The organism is Hydrogenophaga sp., from assembly GCF_030651625.1.
GTDB lineage: Bacteria > Pseudomonadota > Gammaproteobacteria > Burkholderiales > Burkholderiaceae_C > Hydrogenophaga.
In genome coordinates this window covers 257,305-271,608 of the sequence record NZ_JAUSCF010000006.1, presented here as the reverse complement: position 1 = coordinate 271,608, position 14,304 = coordinate 257,305, and the positions used below count along the sequence as shown (strand labels likewise).

Annotated in this window: 17 protein-coding genes and 1 pseudogene; 10 read left to right on the top strand and 8 right to left on the bottom strand. The window is 63.7% G+C overall.

Annotation, left to right across the window (positions count from 1 at the left end; all coding sequences use genetic code 11):
• Positions 1-8: 8 nt before the first annotated feature.
• The gene (locus Q7V46_RS02855) at positions 9-221 is read right to left on the bottom strand and encodes a hypothetical protein (protein WP_304911977.1); all 213 of its coding nucleotides are present in this window, start codon (positions 219-221) and stop codon (positions 9-11) included.
• Between the two features lie 365 nt (positions 222-586).
• On the opposite strand from Q7V46_RS02855, the gene Q7V46_RS02850 reads away from it, so the two are divergent.
• Entirely contained in the window at positions 587-1,774 is a 1,188-nt protein-coding gene (locus tag Q7V46_RS02850; protein ID WP_304911976.1) for a glycosyltransferase, read from the top strand.
• Positions 1,775-1,778: 4 nt separating this feature from the next.
• Here Q7V46_RS02850 and phhA read toward each other — a convergent pair whose 3' ends face one another.
• Positions 1,779-2,666, bottom strand: a complete 888-nt coding sequence (gene phhA, locus Q7V46_RS02845) for a phenylalanine 4-monooxygenase (RefSeq protein WP_304911975.1) — start codon at positions 2,664-2,666, stop codon at positions 1,779-1,781.
• Entirely contained in the window at positions 2,663-2,968 is a 306-nt protein-coding gene (locus Q7V46_RS02840; RefSeq protein ID WP_304911974.1) for a 4a-hydroxytetrahydrobiopterin dehydratase, read from the bottom strand. Before Q7V46_RS02840 ends, phhA begins: the two co-directional genes overlap by 4 nt.
• A gap of 121 nt (positions 2,969-3,089) precedes the next feature.
• Between Q7V46_RS02840 and Q7V46_RS02835 the strand changes: the two genes are divergently transcribed.
• Complete coding sequence (locus Q7V46_RS02835) at positions 3,090-3,587, top strand: Lrp/AsnC family transcriptional regulator (protein WP_304911973.1); 498 nt, start codon at positions 3,090-3,092, stop codon at positions 3,585-3,587.
• A gap of 92 nt (positions 3,588-3,679) precedes the next feature.
• Here Q7V46_RS02835 and Q7V46_RS02830 read toward each other — a convergent pair whose 3' ends face one another.
• From Q7V46_RS02830 to Q7V46_RS02820, 3 genes are read right to left on the bottom strand one after another with little or no spacing between them, the layout of a single operon-like run.
• Entirely contained in the window at positions 3,680-4,672 is a 993-nt protein-coding gene (locus Q7V46_RS02830) for a tripartite tricarboxylate transporter substrate binding protein (RefSeq protein ID WP_304911972.1), read from the bottom strand.
• A gap of 35 nt (positions 4,673-4,707) precedes the next feature.
• Positions 4,708-5,880: a CaiB/BaiF CoA-transferase family protein gene (locus tag Q7V46_RS02825; RefSeq protein WP_304911971.1), complete on the bottom strand. Its 1,173-nt coding sequence runs from the start codon at positions 5,878-5,880 to the stop codon at positions 4,708-4,710.
• Between the two features lie 32 nt (positions 5,881-5,912).
• Positions 5,913-6,890, bottom strand: a complete 978-nt coding sequence (locus Q7V46_RS02820) for a hydroxymethylglutaryl-CoA lyase (protein WP_304911970.1) — start codon at positions 6,888-6,890, stop codon at positions 5,913-5,915.
• A gap of 92 nt (positions 6,891-6,982) precedes the next feature.
• On the opposite strand from Q7V46_RS02820, the gene Q7V46_RS02815 reads away from it, so the two are divergent.
• From Q7V46_RS02815 to Q7V46_RS02800, 4 genes and pseudogenes are all read left to right on the top strand, one after another.
• Positions 6,983-7,909, top strand: a complete 927-nt coding sequence (locus Q7V46_RS02815; RefSeq protein WP_304911969.1) for a LysR family transcriptional regulator — start codon at positions 6,983-6,985, stop codon at positions 7,907-7,909.
• Positions 7,910-8,006: 97 nt separating this feature from the next.
• Positions 8,007-8,474 carry an Rrf2 family transcriptional regulator gene (locus tag Q7V46_RS02810; protein ID WP_370690266.1) on the top strand — a complete coding sequence of 156 codons (468 nt, stop codon included), beginning with the start codon at positions 8,007-8,009 and terminating at the stop codon, positions 8,472-8,474.
• Positions 8,432-9,344 (top strand): annotated as a pseudogene (locus Q7V46_RS02805) (NAD(P)/FAD-dependent oxidoreductase). The gene Q7V46_RS02810 and the pseudogene Q7V46_RS02805 overlap by 43 nt, the downstream one beginning before the upstream one ends.
• Positions 9,345-9,440: 96 nt before the next feature.
• The gene (locus tag Q7V46_RS02800) at positions 9,441-10,703 is read left to right on the top strand and encodes an Hsp70 family protein (RefSeq protein ID WP_304911968.1); all 1,263 of its coding nucleotides are present in this window, start codon (positions 9,441-9,443) and stop codon (positions 10,701-10,703) included.
• Positions 10,704-10,706: 3 nt separating this feature from the next.
• On the opposite strand, the gene Q7V46_RS02795 is transcribed toward Q7V46_RS02800, so the two are convergent.
• Entirely contained in the window at positions 10,707-11,183 is a 477-nt protein-coding gene (locus tag Q7V46_RS02795; RefSeq protein ID WP_304911967.1) for a MarR family winged helix-turn-helix transcriptional regulator, read from the bottom strand.
• 51 nt (positions 11,184-11,234) lie between these two features.
• Between Q7V46_RS02795 and Q7V46_RS02790 the strand changes: the two genes are divergently transcribed.
• On the top strand, positions 11,235-11,786 hold the full coding sequence (locus Q7V46_RS02790; protein WP_304911966.1) for a PaaI family thioesterase: 552 nt from the start codon (positions 11,235-11,237) through the stop codon (positions 11,784-11,786).
• On the top strand, positions 11,783-12,193 hold the full coding sequence (gene gloA, locus Q7V46_RS02785; RefSeq protein ID WP_304911965.1) for a lactoylglutathione lyase: 411 nt from the start codon (positions 11,783-11,785) through the stop codon (positions 12,191-12,193). The genes Q7V46_RS02790 and gloA overlap by 4 nt, the downstream gene beginning before the upstream one ends.
• 56 nt (positions 12,194-12,249) lie before the next feature.
• Here gloA and Q7V46_RS02780 read toward each other — a convergent pair whose 3' ends face one another.
• Positions 12,250-12,807 carry an OmpA family protein gene (locus Q7V46_RS02780; RefSeq protein WP_304911964.1) on the bottom strand — a complete coding sequence of 186 codons (558 nt, stop codon included), beginning with the start codon at positions 12,805-12,807 and terminating at the stop codon, positions 12,250-12,252.
• Between the two features lie 127 nt (positions 12,808-12,934).
• Between Q7V46_RS02780 and Q7V46_RS02775 the strand changes: the two genes are divergently transcribed.
• Together Q7V46_RS02775 and pdxH are read left to right on the top strand one after the other, a co-directional pair.
• Complete coding sequence (locus Q7V46_RS02775; RefSeq protein ID WP_304911963.1) at positions 12,935-13,531, top strand: gamma-glutamylcyclotransferase; 597 nt, start codon at positions 12,935-12,937, stop codon at positions 13,529-13,531.
• A gap of 72 nt (positions 13,532-13,603) precedes the next feature.
• Positions 13,604-14,239, top strand: a complete 636-nt coding sequence (pdxH, locus tag Q7V46_RS02770) for a pyridoxamine 5'-phosphate oxidase (RefSeq protein WP_304911962.1) — start codon at positions 13,604-13,606, stop codon at positions 14,237-14,239.
• Positions 14,240-14,304 lie beyond the last annotated feature (65 nt).

Below are 14,304 nucleotides of genomic sequence, written 5' to 3'. Positions count from 1 at the left end.
AACCAGCTTCAGTGCATGGAGGGCATCGGCTCCACGATCGGCAACGCGTACTCCCGGCCGACGAGAGCACGGGCACCCAGGTAGGCATTCTTCAATCGCTCGGAAAGCTCGTCCATGTGCACTTCGCCGTGCGCGTCGCACGGAACAGAAATACCACGGCCGGGATGGAACAGCGATGCAAAGAGCAAATGGTGTTCGCTGACGCGCATCTGTGAGGTCATGTCGATCCCCTGTTCTGAGCGGCCACCCTTGAATCACGGAAGCCCGCACCCCTTGCAACAGGCCTCATGTGCCTTCAGTCGCTCAGTCAAGGCACAACGCAATTTTCGGCATTCTGCATCTGGTCTAAAGGGTAGAAAGTGGCATCGGAATCGTGCTTTATTGCCGTTCTCACCAGCCGCCACACCGCGCCTGAAATTTTCCCAGGTCTGGCACCACCCCTCTCAATGGAAGATGTCAGCGGGCCACATCCCTCTGCCACCGACTTGTCACACAGGTACGTTTCAATGAGCGGGTTCAGGTGGATAGGGCAGCATCGTGGTGCCCATCCATCCCCGTTGGGCACACTTTCCTGGAGGTTCGACCCGTGGTCCATACCAAGACGGTCGATCTGGTTTACTTCAACGCCGGTGGCGGTCACCGTGCATCGGCATTGGCTTTGCAAGCGGTCCTGCAGAGTCAGGGTTGGCCATGGGCCGTGCGACTTGTCAATCTGTTCGAAGTGCTGGACCCCAAGGACAAGTTCCGAAGGCTCACGGGCAACGCCCCCGAGGACTGGTACAACCAGCGCCTCGCACGCGGCTGGACCATCGGTATGGCGCAGGAGCTCAGGCTGCTGCAGGGCCTGATCCGGCTGGCCCACCCGGCGTTGGTGCGCCGACTGCAGCAACACTGGCTTCGTACCGAGCCCGACCTCGTGGTTTCACTCGTACCCAATTTCAACAAGGCCATGTTCGAAAGCCTGGCCTCGGTCCTGCCCGGCGTACCTTATGTGACGGTGCTCACCGATCTGGCCGACGTGCCACCGAACTTCTGGATCGAACGGCGCCAGCCCCAACACTTCGTGTGCGGTACGCCGCGTGCGCTGGAACAGGCCCGCAGCATGGACCATGACGAATCGCGCCTGCACGCCACCAGCGGCATGATCATCCGCCCAGCGTTCTACGAACCCCTGGCACTGGACCGCGCCAGCGAGCAGCGCCGCCTGGGTCTGGATCCATCCCGGCCCACAGGGCTCGTGCTGTTTGGCGGTCACGGCTCCAAGGCGATGCTGGGCATTGCGCGCCGGCTTGCAGACAGCACGCAGCTGATTCTGGTTTGCGGCCACAACCAGGCGCTGGCCCGGCGCCTGAAAGTCTTGGCCGGCAGCGCACCGCGCGTGGTGGTGGGATTCACAACCGACATCCCGCGCTACATGCAACTGGCCGATTTTTTCATCGGCAAACCCGGACCTGGCAGCCTGAGCGAAGCGGTGCAGCAGGGGCTGCCGGTGATCGTGGTCGACAACGCGCTGACCATGCCGCAAGAGCGATACAACGCGCAATGGATTCGAGAAAACGAACTCGGCGTTGTGCTGCGCAGCTTTCGTCGCGTGGACGTGGCGGTGGACACCCTGCTGAGCGAACTGGCCCGTTGGCAGCGCAGCGTGCGGCGCATGCGCAATCGCGCGCTCTTTGAAGTACCTGACATCCTGGCACAAATCCTTCAGACCGCCCAGCAGGTCCAGCCAGACCTGCGAAGCACGCCGCAGCCTGCGCAGCACGCGAGCAGGTGATCACTCAAGCCACAGCGCTGGCCCGCTTCAGACGGTGATAGCTGCCATGGCCGCGCGCAAACACGCGATCCACTGGCAATACGTCGCCGGGCTGATGTTCCGGTCCAAGGGCCGCGCGCTGGTAGAGCGGCGCGAAGTCGATCTGCGTGAATTCCAGCAGTTCATTCAGATCGCGGATGACGAAGTAGCTCTCCTGAAAGTCGTCGATGCGGTAGTGCGTGCGCATCACCCGCTCAAGGTCGAAGCGGATGCGGTTGGGTGAGGCACTCTCCAGACAAAACTGGGATTCGGTGAACGACGACGCGATGCCCGCGCCATAGAGCCGAAGGCCGTCGCCCTGCTGCAGCAGGCCAAACTCCACTGTGTACCAGTACACCCTCGCCAGCTGGGGCAGATACCCGAGTTGCTGCGCGCGCAGCCCGCCCTGGCCATAGGCCTGAATGAAATCGGCAATGGCCGGGTTCATGAGCATGGGCACGTGACCGAACACGTCGTGGAACACGTCGGGCTCTTCCAGGTAGTCAAGCTCGTGCGGCTTGCGAATGAAATTGCCTGAAGGAAAACGCCGGTGCGCCAGGTGATCAAAGAACACTTCATCCGGCACCAAGCCGGGCACCGCCACGATCTGCCATCCATTGCGCTGCATCAGCACCTCGTTGAGACAGCGGAAATCGGGAATTTCGTCTGGTCCGATGGGCAGGTCTTCCATGCCCTGCACGAATTCGTCGCAGGCACGGCCGGGCAGCAGCTCCGTCTGGCGCTCGAACAGCGTCTTCCAGGTCGCGTGATCTTCAGCGGTGTATTGCTCCCAGCCCTGGTCGATGGTCCAGTCCGGGTTCTCCGGTCGACCTGCGTCTCCGGCCGCCAGGCCGTGCTTGCTGGGGCTGTTCATACGGCCTCCGAAGCAAACCTGAAGGCAATGTCCGCGCGAGCGGCCCAGTCAAGATCGCGCGCAGTCAGGCCGTTCGCATCGTGCGTGGTGAGGCGCACCTCCACCCGGTTGTAGACGTTGAACCACTCGGGATGGTGGTCCATCTTCTCTGACACGATGGCCATCTGGCTCATGAACCCGAAGGCCTGCGCAAAGTCCAGGAAACGAAAGCTGCGCGAGATGGCGCGTTGTTCCTCGTCCAGCTTCCAGCCGGGCAATGCTTCCATCCGCGCGCTCAGGATGGTGGGGTCGATGGGGTTCATGTGGATGTCTCCTGGAGGAATGTTCAGAGCGTCGCCGCTGAAGCTGTGCAGTTTGCACCGCATGACGGACAATTTGCTCTCATGTTCCGCGTATGTGGCGTGATTTACAAGAGACCCTTTCATGAATGACGATATTCACGGCGATTCCTTGCATCCGTCCACCCTCGACCGACTGGACCGGCGTATTCTCTCGGTGCTGCAGCAGCAAGGCCGCATCAGCAACCAGGAACTGGCGCAGGCCGTTCACCTGTCGCCTGCACAAAGCAACCGGCGCCACAAGCGGCTGGAATCGGCTGGCTACATCCAGCGCTACGAAGCGCGGCTGGACGCGCACCGGCTGGGCCTGGATGTGACTGCCTTCGTGCACGTATCGATGGAACGGGGGCAGCACAAAGAGGTGCTGAAGTTCCAACGCACCGTGGGCAAGATGCCCGAGGTGCTGGAATGCTACGCCGTGACGGGCGACTTCGACTACGTGTGCAAGGTGGTGGCGCGCGACCTCAAAGGCCTGTCGGATTTCCTGCTGGGCACGCTGGCGCAGTTGGCCGGCGTGAGCAGCGTGCGCTCCAGCATCTGCCTGAACGAGTTGAAATGCACCAGCGCACTGCCACTGGAGTGAGCACGACCTGCCCTTCAGCAGGTACCGCCGCACTCCCCTTGCAAGCCAATCGGCAGGAGCAGCGGGGCACAGACAGGCAAATTCAAAAAGTCTCAATCGATCTTGATGTTGGCTTTGCTGACGATGCGGGCGTAGCGCTCCTGCTCGCTCTTGAGGAACTTGGCGGCCATGTCGGGCGAGGTCGGGTTGATGACGTTGTTCTGCTTGTCCATGGCGGCCTTGACTTCGGGGTCATTGAACGCGGCCACCACCGCCTTGTGCAGCCGTTCCACTTGTGCGGCCGGCAGGCCCTTCGGCCCCACCAAGGCAAACCAACCTTCTACGTCCACATCGGGGAAACCTTGTTCGGCGAGTGTGGGCACATCGGGCAGCGCAGCGATGCGCTGCTTGCCCATGATGCCGATCGCACGCATGCGACCGGTGGCCAGGTGCCCCTGGGCCGCAGCCACTGCCGCCACACCGAACTCAACCTGGCCGGCGATGACATCCATCATCATCGGCCCCATGCCCTTGTAAGGAATGTGCTGCACTTGCACACCCGCCGCATCTACAAACATTTCGCCCGCAAGATGAATGATGGTGCCGTTTCCCGATGAACCCATGTTGAATCCACCGGGTTTGGACTTGAGCAGTGCCTGCATTTCCTTCGCATTGCTGACCGGCATTTTGGCCGGGTTCACCACCAATACGAAGGGTGAACCGCCCACCACACTGATGGGCGTGATGTCGGCCAGACTGTCGTAGGGCATGTTCTTGAACACACTGGGATTGACCGAGTGATTGTTCGAAATGAAGGCCACAGTGTTGCCATCGGGTGCTGACTTCACCAGCGCTGACGTACCGGGAATGCCTCCCGCACCGGTGAGGTTCTCGACCACCACCGACTGACCACCCAATGCTTTTGACAGCGCACCTTGGGCCGTGCGCACGATGGTGTCCACGCCTGAACCGGCGCCCACAGGCAAGATCACGCGCAGCGGCGCGCTGGACTGTGCCCAGGCAGGCGCGGAGGCCAAAAGGCAGGACGCGGCCGCAGTGGTGAGCGCTCGAGCGATGAGGGTGCGGCGATGGAATGTATTGGTCATGGTTGTCTCCTGTTAGTAGGTGAAAGGGGGCAAACTCAAACGGATGCAGGAAGGGATGCCTTGGCAAGGCTGGCCAGCACCTCTTCGGTGTGCTCGCCAATAGCCGGCAGCGGGCTGCGCACACCCGGGCGGCGACCACCCATGAGCAGCGGCAGCAACACCACCTGTGCGGTATCGCCGTTTTCGGTGCCCATGGGCACCAGACCGCCACTGGCGATCAGGTGTTCGTCGTTCACCAGTTCGTCCGGGCGCACCACCTTGGCGTAGGGCAGGCCGGCGGCCTGCAGGCTGGCGCACAGGGTTTCCAGATCCTGGTGTTGCAGGGTCTCGCCCAGTTTCTGCAACAACGCGGGGCGCACGGCCACGCGCTGGGCGTTGGTGGCCAGCTCGGGATCGTTGGCCAGATCGGGCCGGGCGATCACCTCGCACAGCGTGGCGAACTGCTTGTCGCTCACCGCACCAATGAACAGTTGCTCTCCACCGGCCACATCGAAGGTGTCGTACACGCTCCAGGCCGACACGCGGGAAGGAAACGGCGGCGGCACCTCGCCCGTCATCTGGAACTGCTGCATGTGCTGCGATGCCAGCAGACAGCAGTTTTCAAACAGCGCGCTCTGGATTTCCTGGCCCTGGCCTGTGCCACCCTGGCGATCGCGTTCGCGCAGCGCGGCCAGCACGCCGATGGCACCGAACATGCCACCCATGATGTCGTTCACCGACGACCCCGCGCGCAACGGGCGCCCCACCGGGCCGGTCATGTAGGTCAGGCCGGCCATGTTCTGCACCACCTCGTCGAGCGCCAGCCGGCTCTCATAGGGACCAGGCAGAAAGCCCTTGTGCGAGACATAGATGAGGCGGGGAAACTGCTCGCGCAGCGCCTCGCTGCCCAGGCCCAGCTTGTCCATCAGGCCGGGCCGGAAGTTTTCCAGCAGCACGTCGCACTGACCGATGAGTTCCTTGGCCGTTGCCAGGCCCTCCTCGGTCTGGATGTCGAGCACCACGCTCTTCTTGTTGCGGTTGAAACTGCGGAAAAAGCCGATGCCCAGGCCTGGCAGATTGCGCGTCTTGTCGCCGCCGGGGGGCTCGACCTTGATCACCTCGGCGCCCAGGTCGGCGAGGATCATGCCGCAGGTCGGACCCATGACCATATGGGTGAATTCAACGACGCGCACGCCTTCAAGCGGAAGACCAGTGGATGCTGTGTTCATGGGCAGGTGTGAGTTCAGATGGAAGGTGCGCGTCAGTGGGGGAGCGCAGCGGGTGCGGTCCTGGGCAGGCCAGCCCGCCAGAGTGCGCCGTGCGTGGGCTCGCCCGGCATCCAGCTCACCACCTTGGCACGCAACGCCAGCAACTGTTGGATGTCGACTCCGGTGGACACGCCGCAGGCCTGCAGCATGAATGCCAGGTCTTCGGTGGCGGCATTGCCGCTGGCGCCGGGCGCGTGCGGACAGCCGCCGATGCCGGCCAGCGATGCGTCGAAACGGGTCACACCCACTTCGAGCGCCGCATACACGTTCGCCAGCGCCAGGCCCCGCGTGTCGTGGAAATGGCCGCAGCAGAAGCGGTCGCCCGCGATGTGCAGTGCCTGCTCGAACAGCTGACGAACCGAATGCGGGTCGGCATAGCCCACGGTGTCGGCCAGGCTCACGCGGTCGGCACCGGCGTCGAGCAGGGCCTGCATCAGGCGCAGCACTTCGCTGGTCTTCACTTCGCCCTGGATCGTGCAGCCGAAGGCGGTACCCACACCGCCCTCGATCAGCGTGGCGCTGCCGGCGGCGTCGCGTGCGGCCCGGATGCGCTTCATCTCGTCCACCACCTCGTCGGGTGTCTTGCGCAGATTGGCCAGGCTGTGTGCGTGGCTGGCCGAGAGCGGAAGGATCATCAGGTGGGCACCGCCTTCGATGGCGCGTTCGGCGCCCTTGAGGTTGGGTACCAGCACGCTGGCCTTCAAAGCTGGCAGCGCACGGGCGAAAGCCAGCAGTTCGGCGGTGTCGGCAAGCTGGGGCAGCAGCCTGGGGGGTACGAAAGACCCCACTTCGATCTCACACTGGCCAGCCGCAAACGCATCGGCGATCCATTCGCATTTGCGCGCGGTGCTCACCAGGGTCTGGATGCTCTGCAGGCCATCGCGAAGACCGACTTCCCGGATCACGGCCTGGGCGGGCAAACCGGTCAGGGAATGGGCACCTGCTGCGTGGGAGATTGATGATGAAGACATGTCCGCCAGTTTATGGATTCCCTTTTGAACATCAAGTGAATCCTGAGAACCATTAACATTCCAATCTGGAATTTAAAGCAAGGGTATTCCCGATGAGAGACCTGGACCTGAAAACACTGCGCCTGCTGGTCGCGGTGTGCGACAACGGCAATATGCGCGACGCCGCCGCGCAGGAACACATCGAACCCTCGGCCATCAGCAAGCGCATTGCCCAGCTGGAAGACACCATCGGCACCCCGGTGCTGGTGCGCGGGCGGCGCGGCGCCGTGCCCACGCCGGCAGGGCGTGCGCTGCTGGAACACGCACGCACCCTGCTCTTCACCATGGACCGCATAGACGCCGACATGGCCGCCTTCAAGGGCGGCATCAAGGGCCAGGTGCGCGTGGTGGCCAGCGCGTCCGCCATCGCAGAAACGCTGCTCGACGACCTGGCGCATTTCATGCGCGAGCCCCTGCACCAGGACATCAAGGTCGACATCGAGGAGCGCTTCTCCAAAGACATCGTCACCATGGTGCGCGAAGGCGTGGTGTCGCTGGGCGTGTGCTGGGGCAACATCGATTTCGGTGGCCTGGAGCACCGGCCATACCGGCGCGACGAGCTCACGCTGGCGGTGCCGCTGGACCATCCGTTGGCGCAACGCGATGTGGTGTCCTTCGAAGAAACGCTGGGCTACGAGCACGTGGGCCTGCAACCCTCCACGGCGGTCTACACCATGCTGCACCGGGCAGCCGCGAAGGCTGGGCGCACCATGAGCTACCGGGTGGTGGTGTCCAACTTCGATGCGGCGTTCCGCGTGGTGGGCGCTGGCCTGGGCATCAGCGTGGTACCGCGGCAAGTCAGCCAGATCTATGTGTCGGCGGGCCAGGTGCGCATCATTGCCCTGAGCAACGACTGGGCCCACCGCCGCTTCGCCGTGTGCTTCCGTCGACAGGGCGATCTCACACCGGCCGCTGAGCGCCTGCTGGATTTCCTTTGCCAGCAGGCGGCAGGTGCCGAGGAAGCTGCCACATCCACTTGACCAAGCGCGGCCGATTGCCGCTCACACAAGACCCCAATTCGGAGAAGGTTTTTTCCACAAAAGGAGCAATTTGCATTTCAAGCAACAAGTTTTTTGCATGAAATCAAACAGCCAGCTCTCCGGTGTGTTGCACGTGCTGATGCACATGGCTCTGCGCGATGGACCGACCACCTCGGAGTCCCTGACCCGGGCCATACAGACCAACCCCGTGGTGGTGCGCCGCCTCATGGGTGGCCTGCGCAAGGCTGGCTTTGTGACCTCGGCCAAAGGTCATGGCGGTGGCTGGGTGGTGACCTGCCCGCTGGATACCACCACGGTAGGCGACATCCATCAGGCGCTGGGCGCTCCGCACCTGCTGGCCGTGGGACACCGCGATGAAAACCCGGAATGCGTGATCGAGCAGGCGGTGAACACCGCGCTCTATGCCGCCTTACCGCGATGCCGAACGGTTGGTGCTGGAGCGCTTGCACGGCATCTTGCTGGCCGACCTGTATCGGCCTTTTCAACAACGCATGGCGACGGATCCCCGCGCCAGAAAGTACACGGACCACGCACACCGACGTGATCATCATTGGCGGCAGCTACGCTGGCCTGTCCGCCGCCCTGCCACTCGCGCGCGCTCGCCGCAATGTGACTGTGGTCGATGCGGGCCGGCGGCGCAACCGCTTTGCCCGTCATTCGCACGGCTTTCTCGGCCGCGACGGTCATGCGCCCGCAGCCATTGCGCAAGGAGGCGAAACAGCAGTTGCCGACCTACCCCAGCGTGCGCTGGATCGCAGGCGAAGCTACACACGCAACACCCAACGCCGAAAGCTTCGACGTGCTCGTCAATGAACAGACGCTGTCGGCCAGCCGTCTTGTACTGGCCAGCGGTGTGGTCGACCAGTTGCCAGAAGTGGAAGGCTTGAGCGAGCGTTGGGGCCGCAGCGTGTTCCACTGTCCCTACTGCCACGGCTATGAGCTGAACCAGGGCGTCATTGGCGTGCTGGCCACCAGCGAACTGGCCATGCACCACGCGCAGCTGTTGCCGGAATGGGGCACAGTGACGCTGCTGCTCAACGGTGCCTCTACACCCGACGACGCGCAAAAGCAGTTGCTGGAGCGGTGCGGCGTGCAGGTCGAATCCAGCCCGGTGCTGCGCCTGGTGGACCACGGCAATGCAGTGCTCTAAGACGGCCGCACACTGCATTTCAACGGCATGTTCACCATGCCGAACACCCGCATGTCCAGCGAGCTGCCGCATCAGCTCGGATGCGCGCTGGAACACGGACCGGTGGGCAGCTACCTGAAAGTGAATTCGCTCATGGAGACCTCCGTGCCCGGCGTGTTCGCCTGCGGAGACACCGCACGCGGTTTTGGCAATGTGGCCATGGCGGTGGGCGATGGAGCCATGGCGGGTGCGTCTGTGCACCGATCATTGGTGTTTGGCCACTGAACACCAGCGAGCGCCGCCGGTCAGGGCCTGTCAGAATCGCCCCTCCCCTGCAAGCGCCATACCGGCACTTCGTCCCACTCCAGCCCTTCGGCAACCATGACGCGTTCTTCTCCCGGCACCCTCGGCATCGACTTCGGCACCTCCAACTCGGCCATGGCCTGGGCCCCACCGGGAGGTGTTGCTCAACCCATCGCGCTCGAAGGTGACGCCGTGTCGATGCCCACGGCGGTGTTCTTCAACGCGGAAGACCACCTGACCCACTTTGGTCGCGATGCGGTCGGCCAGTACCTCGCCAGTACCGAAGGGCGGCTCATGCGCTCGCTCAAGAGTCTGCTGGGCAGTTCGCTGCTGCAGGAAAAGACCGAGATCAACCACCAGACCATCAGCTTCCAGGACATCATCGCCACCTTCCTGGCCGAGTTGCGCCAACGCGCTGCGCAAGCTCTGGGACACCTGCCAACCGAGGTGGTGATGGGACGGCCGGTGCACTTCGTGGACGACGACGCGGAGCGCGATGCGCAGGCGGAGCAATCGTTGCGCGAAGCGGCACAATCGGTCGGCTTCCGTCGGGTGCGGTTCCAGCTGGAACCGATCGCGGCAGCACTCGACTACGAGCGGAGACTGACCCGCGAAGCCAGGGTGCTGGTGGCCGACATCGGGGGCGGTACTTCGGACTTCACCGTGGTGCGACTGGGCCCGGACCGCGCCGATCGGCCTGATCGCAGCGCCGACGTGCTCGCAACCACCGGTGTGCACATCGGCGGCACCGATTTTGACCAGAAGCTCAGCCTGGAGCGAGTCATGCCGCTGCTTGGGCATCGCCATATCGGGCCGCAAGGGCGAGAGGTGCCCAGCCGCGTGTTCTTCGACCTGTCCACCTGGCACCTGATCCAGTGGTTGTACCTGCCACGTGCCATGGCCCAGGCGCAATCGCTCCGGGTGAACTACAGCGACACCCTGCTGCACGAGCGCCTGATGCGGGTGCTGGACCAGCGGGACGGCCACCGCGTCGCCCACGAGGTGGAACTGGCCAAGATCCGCTGTTCAGAAATGCAGGCTTCCACCATGGTAGACCTGCAGGCGGTGGAAGCCGGTCTGATGGCCGAGCTGTCCACCGATGACATGCATCAACACCTCGATGCCTTGTTGCAACGCACCGTCGCGTGTGCGCTTGAATGCGTGCGCCGTGCAGGCCTGAGGTCAGAAGGTGCACTCGATGCCATCTACCTCACAGGCGGCTCATCTGCGCTAAAGCCCTTTCAGAAGGCCCTTCAAGCGGCGTTTACAGGCGTGCCCCTGGTGCAAGGGGATCTGTTTGGTGGCGTGGCTTCGGGACTGGCTTACAGCGGCGGAAGCTGAACGTCAGGTTTCGTCGAACGTGTGGAACGTGGCCAAGCCTTGGTCCAGCAGATCGTGCAAGGCGACCACAGTGGCAGGTCCCAACATTTGGTTCAGCGCCACCTGGGCCGCCTTCCAGTGGCGTTGGGCCTGCCGGCGCAAATCGCGTCCGGCATCGGTGATGGTCAGCACGCGACTGCGCCCGTCGACCCCCTCACCCATGTGCACCCATTCCGCCACCAGCAGCGGCCGCAGGTTGCGACTCAGGGTGGAAGCGTCCATGTCCATGCGCCGGGCCAGTTCACCCGGTGGCAGCGGCCCCAGCCGATCCACGTGACTCAGCAACGAATACTGCGTGGTCTTTAGTCCTGAATGAGCGAGGTGCCGGTCGTAGTGCTGGGTGACGCGCCGGGTGAGCTGGCGCAGCTTGAAGTTCGTGCAACCCACCGGCCGTGGCAGCACATCAGGCTCAGGAGGTGACACGTTGGAGTCAGATGGCATGAGTTCATTGTATCTACAATAATTGCATATGCAAATTTTAAGGAGAAGAACATGACCAAGATCAACCATATCGACGCATGGCTCGCCGAAGAAGCCGAAGCGCTGCAACACCTCAACGCCGGCCCTGGCCCCGGCGTGGCTTCGTCCGAACAGGTCGCCGGGAAGTCAGGCATGGAGTTGATGCAGGCCATGCTGCGTGGCGACATCCCGTATGCGGCCATCGCGCACACGCTGGACTTCCTGGTGATCGGCATCGGCGACGGCACGGCCACATTCCAGGGCACACCCATGCCGCGGCACTTCAACCCCATGGGCACGGTGCACGGCGGCTGGTTCGCCACCCTGCTCGATTCCGCACTCGGTTGCGCGATTCACACGAAGATGCCTGCGGGACGTGGCTACACAACAGCCGAACTCAGTGTCAACATCGTGCGCGCCCTCACACCCAAGGTGCAGCGCGTGCGCGCCATTGGCCGCGTCATCCATTGCGGTCGCCAGCTCGCCACCGCCGATGCACAGCTCATCGGCCCTGACGGCACGCTTTACGCCCATGCCACGACGACCTGCCTGGTTTTCGAGATGAAGCCACAATCGGGCACATGAGACTTCTACACACCATGCTGCGCGTGGGCAACCTCCAGCGCTCGATCGACTTCTACACCCAGGTGCTGGGCATGCAACTGCTGCGCACCTCGGAAAACCCCGAATACAAGTACTCGCTGGCCTTTGTGGGGTATGAAGGCAACCCGGCACAGGCCGAGATCGAACTCACCTACAACTGGGGCACCGAGAACTACGAACTGGGTACCGCCTACGGCCACATTGCCCTGGGCGTGCCCGATGCCTATGCGGCCTGCGAAAAAATCAAGGCCGCCGGCGGCAACGTCACGCGCGAGGCCGGCCCGGTCAAAGGTGGCAGCACCGTGATCGCCTTCGTGACCGATCCCGACGGCTACAAGATCGAACTGATCCAGCGTGCCGAACAGGCGGGCGGCCAGGGTCTGCGCTGACACACAAAGCCGAAAGCCCGGCATCGACCGGGCTTTCGGCTGAACGGGCAAGGGGATCAGTCGGCGATGACCACTTCCACCCGGCGCGCCTCGGCCAGGTTACCGCTGCCGGTGGTTTCCTCCGGCCTGTTCAGCTCCACACTTGACTCGGCCACCCCAGCTCCCACCAGCGCGTCGCGTACAGCCATGGCACGCCGCTTGGCCAGTTCGATGTTGAAGGCAGGGTCGCCCGTCGAGTCGTGGAAGCCGGAAATCACCAACCGCTTGCCGGCTTTCGCGGCGGCGATGGCATCACCCAGAACGGCCACTGCGCCACTGGCGAGCTCGGCCTTGCCGGTTGCGAAGTAGAACACCACGACACCGTCTTCAACCACGATGCTGGCGTCTTCGCTTCGTGGGGCCGCACTCGCGGCACTGGCGACCGTGCCGGCAGTGGCAAGCGCTTCGACCGGCGCAGCCGCAGGAGCGACCGAGGCTGACACACTGGCCGGCATGCCGCCGCTGCGCGTCTTGTGAATGCCAATGCCCAACGCCAGACCCACAGCCAGCAGAATGATGAGGATCAGCACCACCGCAACCACGCGGTGTTCGATTTCGGTTTCCTGGGATGACATGGGTGAGAAACTCCTTGAAGAATAATGCGCTGAAACAGGCGATTCAGCGGGTGCGGACCGGCGAAACGAATGCCCCGGTCCCGCATGGGCAAACACACGATTCTAAATGGCCGACCCCAGACAACAAATGACACACCCGAACGACCCGGCCCTGCGCGACGGCGCCCGCATGATGGCCGACGCCTTGGCGCAATGGCGCGCACAAGGACCCAGGCCGGACCTTTGGGTTTTTGCCTACGCTTCACTGGTCTGGCGGCCCGAATTTGAAGCCGTTGAGCAGCGCATGGCCCGTGTGTACGGCCACCACCGCTGCCTGCAGATGTGGAGCCGCGTCAACCGCGGCACACCCGAGCGACCGGGCCTGGTGTTCACCCTGCTGCCCGGGGGCAGTTGCAGCGGCCTGGCGCTGCGCGTGCCGCACAAACAGGTGGAAGCACTCATGCCCACCTTGTGGGCGCGCGAAATGCCCAACCCGGTGTACGACCCCAAGTGGCTGCTCTGCCAGACCGCTCTGGGCCCCGTGCGCGCCCTGGCCTTCACGCTGTCGCGCCGCAGCCCCAGCTACACCGGCCACCTCAGCCCGGAACGCTACCGCGAGATCTTCACCCATTCCCGCGGACGCTACGGCACCACACTGGACTATGCACGTCAGACTTTTGAGGGCCTGCTGCAGCACGGCATTCACGACCGAGCGCTGGAACGGCTTCTTCGACTCGCGCAGTGATCCCCGCGCTTGCGGGACCTGGCATTGACCCGGCGCAAGCCGGCGCCTCACTTGCGCTCCTATACTGTTTCGATGAACATCGCCGACCTGCGCAAGAGCTACGAAAAAGCCGAACTCAGCGAATCCGCTTCACACGCCGATCCGTTGCGCCAGTTTGCCCGCTGGTTGGAAGAAGCCATCCAGAGCGAGGTACCCGAACCCAACGCCATGACGGTGGCCACTGTGGGCTCCGACCTGCGGCCCAGCACGCGGATCGTGCTGATCAAAGAGTTCGACGAGCGTGGCATCGTCTGGTACACGAACTACCAGAGCCGAAAAGGCCAGGAACTCGCCGGCAACCCTTTTGCTGCCTTGCAGTTCCACTGGGTGGAACTGGAGCGCGTCGTGCGCATCGAGGGATCGGTCGAGAAGGTGAGCGATGAAGAAAGCGACACCTATTTTCACAGCCGTCCGCTCGACAGCCGCATCGGGGCCTGGGCCAGCCCGCAGAGCCAGGTCATTTCGGGGCGCTCGGTGCTGGTGACCAACGCCGCCCGCTACGGCGCCCAGTTCCTGCTGCAGCCGCCCCGCCCACCGCACTGGGGGGGCTACCGCTTGCGACCCGAGCGCTGGGAATTCTGGCAAGGCCGCAAGAGCCGGCTGCACGACCGCCTGCGCTACCTGAAGCAGGACGACGGCGGCTGGCTGCGTGAGCGCCTGGCACCGTAGCTCGGGGCCACAGCGCCGGGCCACCCCAAGCAAGGCCAGCCCCTTTGGGGGGCAGCGACCCGCGC